This is a genomic window from Acidobacteriaceae bacterium (assembly GCA_028283655.1).
Lineage (GTDB): Bacteria > Acidobacteriota > Terriglobia > Terriglobales > Acidobacteriaceae > Granulicella.
This window is the reverse complement of sequence record JAPWKE010000003.1, coordinates 2,106,334-2,120,450: the sequence shown is the minus strand read 5'-3', so window position 1 is coordinate 2,120,450 and position 14,117 is coordinate 2,106,334. Positions and strand designations below refer to the sequence as shown.

The following is a 14,117-nucleotide window of genomic DNA, read 5'->3' as shown; positions in this document are numbered from 1 at the left end:
TGCGTTCCAGTCCTTATGCCTTCGCCGAGTTCACCGGCGGATAGTTACGAAAATCAAACTTGCCCAGCACTGCGAGGATCTCTGCGTTCAGCAGCGCCGCACCAGCCGCGCCGCGAATCGTGTTGTGGCTCAGCAGCGTGAACTTCCAGTCGAACAGCGTGCACGGACGCAGACGGCCAACCGTCGTCGTCATGCCATCGCCGGCCTGCAGGTCGAGTCGCGGCTGCGGACGGTCCACACCATCCTGGTAGATCACCGGGCTCAGCGGAGCAGAAGGCAGATGCAGCCCTTCATGGCCCTTGCCGTGCAGCGGCTGGAACTCGCGCCAGGCCGTAATGATCTCATCGGCGGTCGCGGGCTTCTTCAGCTTGACGCTTACAGCTTCTGTGTGGCCGTCGATCACCGGCACGCGATGGCACATTGCGCTCACGGTCATGTTGCCCGGTGCAAACTCGCCGTCAGTCACGCCGCCCAGCAGCTTGGATACTTCTTCCTGTAGCTTCTCTTCTTCATTCTTGATGTACGGAATCACGTTGCCGAGAATATCCAGAGACGCCACGCCGGGGTAGCCTGCACCGGAGACCGCCTGCATCGTCGCGACAAACAGCTTCTCGATGCCCCACTTCTGCTCAAGCACTGCGAGCGGCAGCACAAGTCCAATCGCACAGCAGTTCGGGTTGGTCACAATGTAGCCGCCCGAGGTCTTGCGCGTAGCCTGCTTCTCGATCACGTCGAGATGGTCGACGTTCACTTCCGGCACCACCAGCGGCACATCCGCACCCATGCGGAACGCCGAGCTATTCGAGATCACCGCGCATCCAGCAGCGGCAAACTTCGGTTCGAGCTCCTTGGCGATGTCCGAGTCCACGGACGAGAAAATAATGCGCGGCACTTCGACAGCCGAGCCTTCGGGCACATTCGGCTGCAGCACCATCTTGGCAATGCTTTCGGGCAGCGGCGTATCCAGGCGCCATTTGCAGGCATCTTCGTAGGTCTTGCCTGCCGAGCGATCGCTCGCAGCAATCCACGTAATCTCAAACCAGGGATGATTGGCGAGAAGTTGAATAAAGCGCTGGCCGACCGCACCGGTCGCGCCGAGAATACCGACGTTACGACGTTCCATCCCATTAGGATAACGCACCAAAGCCGCGTCAATCGCTGCTTCGGCTTATCCATCTATAAGACTTTGTAGTCACATTGGGCGCTAGTCGTACACTTCGACCCGGCGTCGTCGTACGACCCTCGTTCCGCCACCGCCCCAGGCCAGCAGCAGGGCAATCGCGTGGATCAGGAACCACAGCCCGATACCCTGGTCCTGGTAGATCCAGAAGAGGATCAAAATACGCGGAACCAGCAGCCACACCAGGATCGGGATCAGTCCCACCGCCGATGGAATGTAGTGCCCCATCGAGTGCTGGACGAAGGCAAGCGCGATGCAGAGGCGCGGCAGAAACAGGCTGAGTACGAGGAACCACAGCGGAATGGTGTGTGTAAGAAGAGCTGCGTGCACATCCATGACGGTGGTTCCTCCGAAGAGCTGGCTTACCAGCTACTTCGCTTGGAACGCAAACGCAGTCTTTGCGGTTGCCTTCGCCGGAACAGTTACCTGCACATCCTGCTCGCCGAGCTTCTCATGCACGGCAGCCACGGTGTACGTTCCCGGCGCCAGGCCCTTGATCGTAAAGCTTCCGTCAGCGCCCGTCACCGCAAAGTACGGCGAGTTCGCCACGTTGATGAATGCGTTCATCCACGGATGGTTGTTGCAGCGCACCGGAATCATCGTCTCGGGCTTGGTGAACTGCTTCGTCTCTGGCGCACCCATCGGGCCCTGGCTTACGTCCGTCGTTGGGTTCACGCTCGGCATGGTGTGGACGTTATGCATCGTGGGGTCGCTGTTTTCAAACTTCACGCTGCCGCCCTGCTGCACGGCGATCACATGCGGAACGTGTACTTGCAGCCCTTCTGGTCGAGCACCACCGGAGCTTGTCCCGCCGGAGCCACGCTCGGCGTCACGCCCTTCACGTAGACATAAACGTTCGCCAGCTTGCCAGCGTTCACCACATATTGCTCACTCGTGTTCGTGCCGCCGGACATGGCGCAGGCCGGGTCCATGCTCATGTCGATCGCCACCGGAGCCGGGGCTTTGCCGGTAAAGTTCACCACGCCGCTAATCTCTCCAGCGTCGGCCGGAATGACAGCCGCAGCAGCGACTGGCGTCGCGCTCTTGTCCACGGACTCCGCTTGTTTGGTGGCTTTGTCGGACTTGCATCCGGCGAGCGAGAGGGAGGCGGCAAGGAGGAGCGAGGTCGTAACGAGCGTCTTCACAACTTCTATTTTGCGCCTTCGTAAGCCAGTTCGTCACAAGCAATCGCCACCGGAGATGTTGCGGAGCGTTGTTGTGCGGGGAGCCTTCTCACTCTTCGAGTTGAAGCCAAGTTGCACGACGCCTATCCAATCGCCGCAATACCACTGTGCCGAATGGATGCGCTGGAGTCTGATGCTGACATTCGACGAGCCATCATCGAAGAGGTCCAGATCGTGGATTTTTGCATAGTCTTCGACGGCTGCTCGCGGAGTACCGACGGGTAAGGCGCGTTCGACTTCGTCTGCCTTCATCTCAAAGGTCGCTTCGTCTGCACGCTGGAGTCTACGGTTATTCCAGTAGAGAAGTAGAGCAGAAACAGCAAGGCCGCAGAAGATCACGAAGAGCGTGATGGCTGCGGCCTTGAGTGGTTTGCGGACTGTCATTGGAGTCCTTGAGTGAGTTACAGCGCTGCGATAACCGCTTCGCCGAACGCCTTTGTGCCGGAGTTGCCGCCCACATCGCGGGTCAGCGTCTTGCCTTCGGCGTAGACCTTTTCGATCGCGGCCTGCACCTGCGCGCCGGTCTCGGTTTCGCCCAGGTAGTTCAGCATCATCACGGCCGACTGCAGCAGCGCCGTGGGGTTTGCCTTGTCCTGTCCCGCGATGTCGGGGGCCGATCCGTGCACGGCTTCAAAGATCGCGCAATCCTTGCCGATGTTTGCGCCCGGGACGAGTCCAAGACCGCCGATCAGGCCCGAGCAAAGATCGCTCAGGATATCGCCGTACAGGTTTTCGGTCAGGATCACGTCGTACTGGTACGGGTTCATCACCAACTGCATGCAGGCGTTGTCCACAATGTGCTCAGCGTACTGGACTTCGGGGTTCTTCTCCGCGACTTCCTTCGTGCACTTGATGAACAGGCCATCCGACAGCTTCATGATGTTGGCCTTGTGGATCGAGTGAACCTTCTTGCGGCCGTTGTTCTTCGCATATTCGAACGCCGCTTCCGCAATGCGTGTCGAACCCTTGCGCGTAATGATCTTCAGGCTCTGCGCGATGTCTGGGTTCACCATCACTTCAAGCCCGGCGTACAGGTCTTCGGTGTTCTCACGGAAGATCACCAGGTCGATGCCGGGGTACTTCGTCTCCAGGCCGGGCAGGGACTTTACCGGGCGCACGTTCGCGTAGAGGTCGAACTTCTTGCGCATCGCCACATTGATCGACGAAAAACCGCCGCCGATGGGAGTCGCCGTCGGTCCCTTGATCGCGACTTTATTCGTTTCAATCGACGTATAAAGCTCTTCAGGAATCAGCACGCCGTTCTTCGCATGGGCGTCAGCGCCTGCTTCGAAGGAGTGCCACTCGAACGCGCAGCCGTTCTTCGCGCCTGCTGTCTCCAGCACCTTCACCATCACTGCAGCCACTTCCGGGCCGATACCATCGCCGGGAACCAGCGTGATCTTATGCGTGCGAACGTCTGCCATCGTCTCTCCTCATCGTTTGTGTTGCTGAAGTCGTTTGTACTGCTTGTATTGCTGAAATCCTTTTGCCCGCGCTACCGCAGCCCCGGACGCTTCAATTTTCCAGCGTCCTGGCGGCTACCACCGCGCAGCAGACCTTCGAGCTCTTCCTTGAACTCGTTCACATCCTTGAAGTCGCGATAGACGCTCGCGAAGCGAATGTAAGCGACCGTGTCCATGTCCTTCAACCGGGCCATGATCAACTCACCCACGGCCGAGGTCGACCGCTCGCGCTCCGGCGAGTCCACGACAAACGACTCCACGGCGTCCACAATCTCCTGCATCTGCGTCACGCTCACCTTGCGCTTCTGGCAGGAGTGCAGCAGGCCCTGCAGGACCTTCTGACGGTCAAACCGCTCACGGCGACCGTCTTTTTTGACCACCATGTAGGGAATTTCGTCCAAACGCTCATACGTCGTGAAGCGTTTATTGCAACGCTCGCACTCCCGCCGGCGGCGGATCGAATCGGCTTCTTTGCTCTCTCGCGAGTCGATCACCTTGTCCTGGGTGAACCCGCAGTACGGACATTTCATAGCGAATCGATTGTACCTTCCGGTATCCAGTGCTGGCTTGAGAGGTTCGAAGATCGATCGCAACAAAACCCTGCACGATTGCGTCTAGACTGGTACGCGCCCTTCCTATCGCTTGCGTTGAGGTTCTCAGCAGATGCCGTTCCGCCCGTTGCGCCTTCTTACCGCTATGTCTCTTCTTGCCGCGACGTTTACGTCGGTCGGCCTTGCTGCCCAGCAGCCCTCGACCTCGTCGGACAGCTCCACTCTCCACGTCACCACACAACTTGTCGTGCTCGACGTCGTCGTGACGGACAAGAAGGGCAACCTCGTCGATCGCAAGCTGACCAAGGACGACTTCGTCATCAAAGACAACGGAGTCGAGCAGCGCATCCGCCACTTCGAAACCCCGGACGAGCACCGTATGCCCGCCGCGGACAAGCCCATCGTCAACTCTGCTGCAGATCTGCGCAAGATCGGCGACGCTCCCGTCACGGTTCTGGTGCTCGACGAGTTGAATTCCCGCTTTGAAGACATGAGCTACTCCCGGCAGATGCTGGTGAAGTATCTGCAGCGCCAACCCGCTGTCCTGCCTCAGCCCACGGTTCTGCTGGTTGCGACAAACTCCCGGTTCTCGCAGCTTCACGACTACACGCAGGACCGCGATGCTCTTATCCAGATCGTCAAGAAGCACATGCCGGAGTTCCCGTATAAGGCGAACCAGCGTGGCGGCCCCGCAGCGGTAGAGCGCATGGCGCAGGTGCTTGCCGCGCTTCAGCAGATCTGCGAAGCCTCCACCGGCACGCCGGGCCGCAAGAACCTCATCTGGGTCGGGACCGGTTTCCCCACCGCCAACCTTGTTGGCCTTGACGACCAGACCACGGCAACGCTCGAAGCCGCGATACGGCGCGTCACCTCGCGCCTGCTCGCGGCACGCATCACCATGTACTCCATCAACCCTGCTCCGGGTTCTTCCGCAACGGTCGACGTCGAAAGCCCGGATGATCTGAACGTCACCGACGAATACGGCAGTGACCCCTTCGGCTCGGGCGGTATCAGCTTTTCCAGCCTCGCTCCTTCCACCGGCGGCACCGCTTTCACCGGCCGCAACGACATCGACAACATCATCGGAGAGGGCATAAACAAAGGGCGCGACTACTACACACTCTCCTACACCCCTTCGGTTCTGGTGGATGCGAAGACGGACTATCGCACCGTTCACATCGTCATGAAAGACCCTGACCTTCGTGCCGTCACACGCTCGGGGTACTACGCGAACTCCGCGCCGGACCTGAATCCGTTGATGGACAAGACGATGGACGCCAAGCAGGCGCGTGCCAATCTGCAGCTCGATCTAAGCTCTGCTTTGACCTCCACCATCTCGTACAACGGGCTTGAGATTCATGCGACGAAGGACGGCGATGGAACGTACAGCATCGCCGTGTCAGAGCAGGGGATTGCGTGGTCTGACCCCACGGCAGAGGGGAATCAGAGCACCGAGGACACCGTGGCCGCAGGCTGGTATGACGGAAAAGGCAAGCTTTTGGGGCATGTTGCGCGGGAGTTGACCGCTTCTCGCGTGAACGGAGGCGTCACGTTCAAGCTGCCCGTGACCGTTCCGTCGAATGCTCGCCGTGTTCGCTTCGTGGTCCGGGATGCCCGAAATGGCAAAATGGGCACCGACGATATCGTGCTGAAATAACCTCCGAACGATGTTTTGAAACGTTTTACGAACACACTCAAAAACCTCCGCAGCTGCCATTTTCAGCAGGGTGCGGAGGTTCTTCTTTTTTGCCGGAAATCGCTTAGGGTTGCGGTTCGCTGCTGCCGTCCAGAACGGAACTCTCAGCCGCTTCGCTGGTCTTTGCCACCGCCTTCAGGCTTACGCCCTCCAGCTTTGCGGCCACCAGGCCTGCCGGGACGATGCATAGCGTGGTCACCAGCAGCAGCAGAGCGCCAGCGGCGGAGGCGACCTCTACCGGGACGGCGAAGAAGGCGTGCAGGGCCAGCGCAAGGGCGGCGATCTGGGTGAACCAGCCGACGACCGGCAGTTGGAGCAGGGAGGCGCCCATGCTGGTTGCCAGCAGGAGCATTGTCATCGAGACGGTGAAGTGGGACAGCTCCGGCGTCAGGGCAAAGGATCGGGCGGTAACGCAGTAGGCTGCGGCGATCAGACCCCAGACGGCGAGCGACCACAGGAGGCAGCCGAGCATCTGGCCCCAGGAGTTTACGGTGGTCATGCCCTGGCGGAAGTCCAGAATTTTTTCGGCGACGCCGTTGGCAAACTCCTGCGAGACGACGCGAAAGACTCCCCGGGCCATGGACGCGAGCGCGCCACCGGAGAAGCGCACCAGAAGGGCGAAGACCACGATCACCAGCGTCAACGTCATCGCGGCGAGCCCGGCCCGGACGAACTCATGGTGGTGCGGCATGTCCTTCGGTACGAAGATCAGCGTCGTGGAGAAGAGGATGGCGGCTGCGGCAAGGTCGAACGCCCGTTCGAGCGAGTAAACCGCAAGCTGCGTGCCAACGGGGGTATCGGTCTTGCGGGCGATCATATAGGGGCGGGCGAGATCGGCGACACGGCCGAAGAGCGCTACCGTGGTGAAGCCGACGAACTGTGGGCCCACGAGCTTTGCGCCGCTGGCTCCATTGGCTTCGCGGCCCAGCAGCGTGCGCCAACGCCACGCCCGAAGCAGTAAGGAGAGGTGAATCATTGCAGCGCCGGCCGCGATGAGCAACCAGTTTACCGAGCGCATCTGCGTCCGCAGATTGCCCCAGTCAAACGGAACATGAGTATGCGCCCACCAAAGGCCCACTAGCAGGGCTGCAAGCAGCAGCCCGATCAGGATATTCCGCAGTTTGTGCACGCTCACCTCGGGAACATCCTACGGTACGCGTTAGCGTTGAGCCAGTTTTACCGTGCGAGCTTCTGCCGCTTTGCGTCGCTTGAACTCGTTGACGACCCGCACGACGTACTGGCGGGTTTCGCGGTACGGCGGAACGCCGTGGTACTTGTCCACGGCTGCCGGACCGGCGTTATACGCGGCCAGAGCCAGCACGACGTTGTCGTGGTAGCGCGTCAGCAGGGCGTCGAGGTACGCCGTGCCGCCATGAATGTTCTGGTCGGCGTTGAAGGCATCGTTCACGCCCAACTGATGGGCGGTGCCGGGCATCAGTTGCATCAGGCCCTGCGCCCCGGTGCGCGAAACCGCGCGCTGCCGACCGCCGCTTTCGGCGCGAACGACGCTTGCCAGCAGATCGACGTCGATGTTGTGCTTCGAGCCGGCGTCTGAAAGCAGAGCCTTTACATCCGGTTCGCCCGTTGTTGCGGCTGACGGTTTGGGAACGATGACAACGACGACCGGCGGAGGGTCGGGCAGGATGTCGACGCTCTCGATCTGTGCGGCTGAAAGGTCGACGTAGTTGTTGGCGTTCGCGTCGATATAGAGCCGGACGTTGCCATTCTGCAGCGACTCATGCCGTGTGCAGTCATAGCTGAAACCGGTTCGAAGGTTGACGCGTTCCATCGCGCACGCAGGCAGAGCCGCGGCACAGGCCAACAGCGTCACTACACACCGCATCCGGAACAGGGGAGTCACTGTTGTAAGACTACCAAAACGGCTGTTTCGTTAGGTTGAAATTCCTGCTTAGCGGGTCAGCGCGGGCTCTGCAGCCAGGGCCTGCTCGATGGCCCACGCCACGCCGTCTTCGTCGTTGGTCGGAGCGAGGCTCCAGCCCCGGTCGTTTGCCATCTTTAGCAGGGTTTCCGGCGCGTTGGACATGACGATGGCCTGGCCTGCGGCTTCGAGCATGGGCACGTCGTTCCAGTTGTCTCCGATGGCGAGGACGTCGGCCATGGAGAGGCCACGCAGGGCTACGAGCTTCTCCAGCGCGGAGGCCTTGGAGCAGCCAGCGGGGAGGATGTCGACGATGATGAGGTTTTTCTCGCGGTACTCGGTGCGGTGCAGCACGATTTCCGCCTCCGGGGCGTTCTGTTCGCCTTCCCAGAGCACGACCCGCTTGCTTTGGAGGAGGTGCTTCAGCGCCTCGTCCATCCGCTCGGGGGTGCCGCACAGCATCGCCTGAATCGGGTCGCCGACGTTGCCGTCGAACGCGTCTTCCAGGCGGTTGACGTTTGCGAAGTAGGCCCGATTCGCCTCCATCCAGCGACCGATGTTGCCATCAAGATCGTGGCCATGCTCCGCGACGAGCGCACCCTGCTGGTCGTCACCGTTTGTGCCAACGCAGTCGAAGGTGAAGACCATCGAGGAGCGGAACTCGTTGCTATGTTGCACGAGCCACCTGGCGGCCTCGGCGGACATGTGGCTGCGATGAATCAACGCTGCATCCACAGTGCGAATGACGGTGCCGTTCGAACTGATGAGGGCGTTTTTGCCGGGTAGATTGCAGGCACGCAGGGCCTGCATGGCAAACGAATGCCGTCGGCCGGTCGCAACGACGACTTCGACGCGTGCGGCGTGCGCCGCACGCAGGGCTGCCATGTTGCCGGTGCTTACTTTGCCGTCAGAGCCGAGCAGGGTGCCGTCCATGTCGACGGCGATCAGTTGGGGCTTTCTATTCACGTTATTCTGCCAAGATTGAGGGTAAATGACGCATCCCATGCAGAACCCTGACGATGAGAACCCCTGATTCGATCTCGCGGTAATAAATCAGGTATCGTTCGAAGCCATCGACGCGGAAACGGCGGTAGGTGCTTCGGCTCAAGGGGCTTCCGATTCCCGGGGAGTGTTCCAGGAAGCTGCATGTCTGCTGGAAGGCATCGACGAAGCGATTGCTAAGGTTTAGCCCTGCTGCTTCCTCGAAGTAGGAAGCCACAGATCGCACGTCTTGAATGGATTGCGGCTGATAGCGGATCAAGAAGCTTTCCGGCGCTTCTCGGCTTCATGACGGACCTCATCGCGCAGGCGATCCCATTCCTGCTGCGTCATCTCGATTGGCTCTCCGCTTGTTTCGGCTTCCTGCAGAAGCTTCTCAAGCTCCTCCGGGGTTTCCGGGCTGGGTGCGCCAAACCGATGAGTGATCGCCATAGGAACTCCTTGGCTCCATGCTAACTTCCAGGCTCGTTGTCGCGATAGCCTATTGTTGCTATGCCAAAGATTGCTTTTCTCGAATGCTCGCGCTGCGGCCACCAGCTTTCCGCCGACACACCGCAGACGCTTTGCCCGCTGGACGCGGGAATGTTGTCTGTTCGCTACGACCTGGAACAGCTTCGCCGTACGGCGAAGCGCGAGAACGTCGCTCGCTATGCAGCGGAGGCCTCGCACTCGCTGGGGATGTGGCGTTATCGCGATGTGCTGCCCGACGTTGCGCCGGTGACGCTGGGCGAAGGCTGGACGCCGATGCTGCAGAGCAAACGCTTCCCTGGGCTGCTGGTGAAGGAAGAGGGTGCGAACCCAACGGGCACGTTCAAGGCGCGGGGGCTGGGGCTGGCTGTGACGATGGCGAAGCACTATGGGCTGCGGCATCTTGCGGTACCGAGCGCTGGCAACGCGGCGTCTGCGCTGGGGGCTTACGCGGCGGCGGCGGGCATCAAGGCGCATCTCTACATGCCGCAGGATGTGCCGCTGGCGAACCACCTGGAGGGCGTGCTCTATGGCGCGGAGGTCACGCTGGTGGATGGGCTGATCTCTGACTGCGCGCGCATGGTTGGAGAAGCGATCAAGGCGCAGCGCGAGGCGGGAGTTGCGCCGGAAGAGATCTGGTTCGACATCTCGACGTTGAAGGAGCCGTTTCGCGTCGAAGGCAAGAAGACGATGGGCTATGAGCTGGTGGAGCAGTGCGGCTGGGAGTATCCGGAGGCGGTGTTCTATCCGACTGGTGGCGGCGTCGGGCTTATCGGCATGTGGAAGGCGTTTGAAGAGATGGAAGCGCTGGGTTGGGTGACGGGCAAGCGGCCGAAGATGTATGCGCTGCAGGCCGCGGGCTGTGCGCCGATTGCGACGGCTTATGAGGCCGGGAAGGCGGAGAGCGAGTTCTTCCAGAACGCCGACACTGTTGCTGCCGGGCTGCGCGTGCCGAAGCCGTATGGCGACGCGATCATTTTGGACATTGTGCGCAAGAGCGGCGGCTCGGTGGTGGCGAGCACGGACGAAGAGATTCTTGCGTCGGTGGGGGACTGGGCGAGGAACGAGGGATTGTTTCTCTCGCCTGAAGGAGCGGCGGCGACGGCGGCGTACGACAAGCTGCTGGCGTCGGGTGAGTTGAAGGCAAGCGATAAGGTGGTGCTCTTCAACACCGGGGCAGGGCTGAAGTATGTCGACACGATGGCTGCGGCGATGAAGCTGAGACGGCCCGGGTTGCTGCCAAAGTCGTTGCCGGTGGGTGGGATTATTACGCCGGTGTAGAAGAAGACATTAGACAGAAGAGAGACATTAGACAGTAGAGACGGCTGGTTGTGAGGCCTCTTTACTGTCTAATGTCTCGCTGTCTAATGTCTGCTGGTCTAATGTCTCGCTGGCTCGGCCATCATATTGCTGGCGGAGGAGTTATTTGAAGCAGACCTGGCCGTGCGCGGGTTTGGCACCCTCTTTCTTCGCTTCGGCTTCGGTGACGTACTTACCTTCTTTTGTCTTGCCGTAGTAGGTGGCGCCGGGGCAGTGGTAGACCTTTGACGAGGTGTTGATCCAGACCTTGTCCGGGCCTGCGCCGGGAGCCTGTTTGGCTTGCGGCTTCAACTGGGCGGGCTGGGCGTTCTTTTGCGCGGGAGCCGCTTTGTCCTGGGCGCTGATGCCACTGACCATCATCAACAGGCCTGCAAGAACGATCGAGGTCTTACGAAGCATAGGTACCTTCTTTCTGTGGCCGTCGCAGATGGACGACGCGAGCAGCATAGCAGTCGCTACTGCATCTCCACCAGAAAAGTTTCGGCTGCTGCGGAGCGCGAAGACACTACGGTGAGCGTGATGGCGGCGACGACGATCATGGCTCCGCCGAGGTAGGCTGCCGTGCCGAGCTGCTCGCCCAGAACGAGGACGCCGAGCAGGGAGCCGATGAGTGGTTCCATGTTGAGGAGCACGCCGGCCTGCGAGGCGGGGACCTGCGTCAGGCCCCAGTTCCAGAGCGCGGTGCTGGCTGCGGTGCAGAGAAATCCAGCCGCAGCAGAGGCCGCCCAGGCCTTGCCGCTGACGTGCAGCGAGGGCAGGCCGTAGAGCATCGGCGTCAGTACGGCGAGAATCGCCGTGCCGAGCAGTGCGCCCCACGCGGTTACCATCAGGGCCGAGTGTTTGGCCATCAGCTTCTTGTTGCCGAGTACCCAGACGAGTGCGATCGCTAGCGAGGCGACAACGTAGAGGTCGCCGCGCAGTGTGGGGGCGTCGCCGCGCCCGGCAACGCTTTTGCCCATGACGATGAGGGCCGCGCCCGCGGTCGAAAAGGCGATGGAAATCCAGCCCGCAAGCTGCAGGCGTTCGCGCAGGAAGAGAGTTGCGCCGACGGCGAGGATCACGGGCATGGTGCCGACCATGAGCGAGGCGTGGGAGACGGAGGTGAGGGAAAGGCCTTTGAACTGCAGCAGGAATTGCAGCGGGACGCCGAAGCTCCACGCAATGGCAAGTTCGCCCCACTCGCGCTTCGTGAAGCTGGGTTTGTGCGTGAGGAGGATGGGCAGCAGGGCGATGCAGGCGAAGGTCCAGCGGAAGAGCACCATCGCCCCGACGTTCATCTCATGCAGGGCAATTTTGCCGAAGAAGAAGCCGCAGCCCCAGAACATGCTGGCCAGCGCGCAGGCGGCGAAACCCAGCGGACGATTTTGAGTGCGGTTCAACATGGTGCCCCTCCAGCTTCGCACGCGGGTCTGTGGAGGCTTGCAGCGACATGCCTGGCAGCTACACTCGAAGCAAGCCGCGTTGCCCATCCCTGAACCAGACAGGACCGTTATGCCGTATCACGAGAAACCGCTTGGCAAGAACGTTCGCTTTTTGCTTCCGTCGCTGAAGCTGATGCAGCCCGCCCGCAGCGGCGAGTCGCTGGAGCGCAGCGTCCACGCGTTCCTGGTGGAGCACTTTGGCGGCTACACCGCTACGTCGGCCAGCCTCTTCGGCTTCTGGCGCGATGAGCATGGGCAGCAGCTCTATGGCGAGCACCGCGAGTTCGTCGTTGCGTTGCCAAACGACGAAGGTGTGCCGGAGCTGAAGGAGTTTCTGGCCTCGGTCTGTCGCCAGCTTCGTGAAGAGTGCCTGTACTTCGAGATGTCGGGGAAGGCGAGCCTGCTTTATCCCGACGCGTAGATTTTGCACTTCGAGCAAAAGAAAATCGCGCTTCCGGCATAGGCCAGAAGCGCGATTTTCTTTTGCTATTGAGCAGAGCCTTAGAACTGGCCCCACAGAAGCTGGTTGTAGACGTCGTGGTGGAACTGCACTTCGCAGGGCTTGACGATGGTGCCGAGCAGGCGCGGGCAACGGTCTGCCGAAGCCTGCTTCAGGTCGGCGTAGCGCTGCTTCACGTCGGCGCCGAGCAGCTCGGTCGTCCACTCTGCGTCGCGGAAGTTCTGGATCGCGTCGTAGATGTTGTCGGGCAGGTAACGCTCGGCCTGGCGCAGGTTCTTGATGTCCGAGGTCTTGCCGTGCAGGCCGGTCTTGAAGACCGAGTGCAGCACCATGTAGGGGTTCGCGTCCGGGCCTACCGAGCGAACTTCCACGCGGGCAGACTTCTTGTTGCCGATGGGGATACGAACCATCGAGCCGCGATCTGTGGCCGAAGCCTTGATCTGGTTCGGTGCTTCGAAGTGCGGATCGAGGCGGCGGTACGAGTTGACCGAAGCATTCAGCAGCAGGCAGATGTCGTTGCCATGCGTGAGGATGCGGTCGATGAACTCCCATGCCATGGTGGAGACCTTCTCTTCGCCGTTCGGATCCCAGAAGAGGTTCTCGCCGTTCTTGGTGATGGACACGTTGGTGTGCATGCCCGAACCGTTTACGCCGGTGACCGGCTTCGGCAGGAAGCTGGCGGTCATGCCCATCTGCGTGGCAACCTGGCGGCAGATCAGCTTGTAGAGCTGGATCTGATCAGCAGCCGCGACGACGTCGCCGTAGGTGTAGTTGATTTCGAACTGCGAGGGAGCCACTTCCGGGTGGTCCTTCTCGTTTTCAAAGCCCATCGCGCGCTGTACTTCAGCCGAGATATCGATGAACTCGCGGAGCGGGTCGCCGGGCAGCGAGTGGTAGTAGCCGCCGTGGTTGACGTATTCAAACTTGCCGGTCTTATGGAACTCGCGCTCTGCGTCGAGGCCGTCGAAGAGGAAGCCTTCGATTTCGTTGGCAGCGTTCAGCGTGTAGCCGTTGGTCTTGAACTGCTCATCAGCAAGCGTCTTCAGCAGGCCGCGTGCGTCGCCGAGGTAGGGCTTGCCGTCCTTGTCGATGACTTCGCCGAAGACCAGGCACTTGCCTGCGCCGAAGATGTCGGCGGGAGCGTAATAGAAGGAGCTCCAGTCAAGGCCGAGGCGGAGATCGGACTCACGCTGCGCGGTAAAGCCGCGGATCGAAGAGCCGTCAAACGTGAGGTTGTCATAGCTGTTGACCAGGAACTTTTTGTCATAGTCGAGCATGTGTAGACGACCTTCAAGGTCGGAGAACAGGACCGTGACCGCCTTGATGCCCGGCGTATCGGTCAGGTACTTCAAACGCTCTTCCTGGATCTTGCCCGGATCCACGCGCTTCTTGCGCTGGTCTTTGGCCTTGAGGTTCATCTCCTCAAGTTCTTCGTACGACAACTCCAGAAAATTGCGAAATTCGCTCGACATAGTGCTCCTTTACATGACTACACA

18 protein-coding genes are annotated in these 14,117 nt (G+C 60.7%); 3 read left to right on the top strand and 15 right to left on the bottom strand.

What is annotated here, in order from left to right; translation table 11 throughout:
- Window positions 1–13 precede the first annotated feature (13 nt).
- From asd to nrdR, 7 genes are all read right to left on the bottom strand, one after another.
- Window positions 14–1,123 (bottom strand): aspartate-semialdehyde dehydrogenase, encoded by a 1,110-nt coding sequence (gene asd / locus PW792_11870; GenBank protein MDE1162628.1) that lies wholly within the window; start codon window positions 1,121–1,123, stop codon window positions 14–16.
- Window positions 1,124–1,204: 81 nt separating this feature from the next.
- Window positions 1,205–1,516, bottom strand: coding sequence for a hypothetical protein (locus PW792_11865; protein ID MDE1162627.1), 312 nt, complete (start codon window positions 1,514–1,516; stop codon window positions 1,205–1,207).
- Between the two features lie 33 nt (window positions 1,517–1,549).
- The gene (locus PW792_11860) at window positions 1,550–1,909 is read right to left on the bottom strand and encodes a carboxypeptidase regulatory-like domain-containing protein (protein ID MDE1162626.1); all 360 of its coding nucleotides are present in this window, start codon (window positions 1,907–1,909) and stop codon (window positions 1,550–1,552) included.
- A gap of 23 nt (window positions 1,910–1,932) precedes the next feature.
- Window positions 1,933–2,325, bottom strand: a complete 393-nt coding sequence (locus PW792_11855; protein ID MDE1162625.1) for a hypothetical protein — start codon at window positions 2,323–2,325, stop codon at window positions 1,933–1,935.
- Window positions 2,326–2,358: 33 nt separating this feature from the next.
- On the bottom strand, window positions 2,359–2,748 hold the full coding sequence (locus PW792_11850) for a hypothetical protein (protein MDE1162624.1): 390 nt from the start codon (window positions 2,746–2,748) through the stop codon (window positions 2,359–2,361).
- Window positions 2,749–2,765: 17 nt separating this feature from the next.
- On the bottom strand, window positions 2,766–3,788 hold the full coding sequence (locus PW792_11845; protein MDE1162623.1) for an isocitrate/isopropylmalate dehydrogenase family protein: 1,023 nt from the start codon (window positions 3,786–3,788) through the stop codon (window positions 2,766–2,768).
- Window positions 3,789–3,859: 71 nt separating this feature from the next.
- Entirely contained in the window at window positions 3,860–4,357 is a 498-nt protein-coding gene (gene nrdR / locus PW792_11840) for a transcriptional regulator NrdR (GenBank protein ID MDE1162622.1), read from the bottom strand.
- A gap of 133 nt (window positions 4,358–4,490) precedes the next feature.
- Between nrdR and PW792_11835 the strand changes: the two genes are divergently transcribed.
- Window positions 4,491–6,035: a VWA domain-containing protein gene (locus PW792_11835; GenBank protein ID MDE1162621.1), complete on the top strand. Its 1,545-nt coding sequence runs from the start codon at window positions 4,491–4,493 to the stop codon at window positions 6,033–6,035.
- Between the two features lie 103 nt (window positions 6,036–6,138).
- Here the strand turns inward: PW792_11835 and PW792_11830 are convergent, their stop codons facing one another.
- The 5 genes from PW792_11830 to PW792_11810 all read right to left on the bottom strand — a co-directional run bounded on the left by PW792_11830 (window position 6,139) and on the right by PW792_11810 (window position 9,384).
- On the bottom strand, window positions 6,139–7,209 hold the full coding sequence (locus PW792_11830; protein MDE1162620.1) for a lysylphosphatidylglycerol synthase transmembrane domain-containing protein: 1,071 nt from the start codon (window positions 7,207–7,209) through the stop codon (window positions 6,139–6,141).
- A 24-nt stretch (window positions 7,210–7,233) separates the two neighbouring features.
- A complete protein-coding gene (locus tag PW792_11825; protein ID MDE1162619.1) occupies window positions 7,234–7,905 on the bottom strand; it encodes a lytic transglycosylase domain-containing protein in 672 nt (223 codons plus the stop codon).
- 78 nt (window positions 7,906–7,983) lie between these two features.
- Complete coding sequence (locus PW792_11820) at window positions 7,984–8,919, bottom strand: HAD family hydrolase (GenBank protein MDE1162618.1); 936 nt, start codon at window positions 8,917–8,919, stop codon at window positions 7,984–7,986.
- Between the two features lies 1 nt (window position 8,920).
- Entirely contained in the window at window positions 8,921–9,214 is a 294-nt protein-coding gene (locus tag PW792_11815) for a type II toxin-antitoxin system RelE/ParE family toxin (protein ID MDE1162617.1), read from the bottom strand.
- On the bottom strand, window positions 9,211–9,384 hold the full coding sequence (locus tag PW792_11810) for a hypothetical protein (protein MDE1162616.1): 174 nt from the start codon (window positions 9,382–9,384) through the stop codon (window positions 9,211–9,213). The genes PW792_11815 and PW792_11810 overlap by 4 nt, the downstream gene beginning before the upstream one ends.
- Before the next feature lie 60 nt (window positions 9,385–9,444).
- On the opposite strand from PW792_11810, the gene PW792_11805 reads away from it, so the two are divergent.
- On the top strand, window positions 9,445–10,701 hold the full coding sequence (locus PW792_11805) for a threonine synthase (GenBank protein MDE1162615.1): 1,257 nt from the start codon (window positions 9,445–9,447) through the stop codon (window positions 10,699–10,701).
- 141 nt (window positions 10,702–10,842) lie between these two features.
- Here the strand turns inward: PW792_11805 and PW792_11800 are convergent, their stop codons facing one another.
- Both PW792_11800 and PW792_11795 read right to left on the bottom strand, forming a co-directional pair.
- Complete coding sequence (locus PW792_11800) at window positions 10,843–11,139, bottom strand: hypothetical protein (protein MDE1162614.1); 297 nt, start codon at window positions 11,137–11,139, stop codon at window positions 10,843–10,845.
- A gap of 56 nt (window positions 11,140–11,195) precedes the next feature.
- Window positions 11,196–12,122 (bottom strand): EamA family transporter, encoded by a 927-nt coding sequence (locus PW792_11795; GenBank protein ID MDE1162613.1) that lies wholly within the window; start codon window positions 12,120–12,122, stop codon window positions 11,196–11,198.
- 109 nt (window positions 12,123–12,231) lie between these two features.
- Between PW792_11795 and PW792_11790 the strand changes: the two genes are divergently transcribed.
- Window positions 12,232–12,582, top strand: a complete 351-nt coding sequence (locus PW792_11790) for a hypothetical protein (GenBank protein MDE1162612.1) — start codon at window positions 12,232–12,234, stop codon at window positions 12,580–12,582.
- Between the two features lie 80 nt (window positions 12,583–12,662).
- Here the strand turns inward: PW792_11790 and PW792_11785 are convergent, their stop codons facing one another.
- Window positions 12,663–14,093, bottom strand: coding sequence for a glutamine synthetase family protein (locus PW792_11785; GenBank protein ID MDE1162611.1), 1,431 nt, complete (start codon window positions 14,091–14,093; stop codon window positions 12,663–12,665).
- Window positions 14,094–14,117 lie beyond the last annotated feature (24 nt).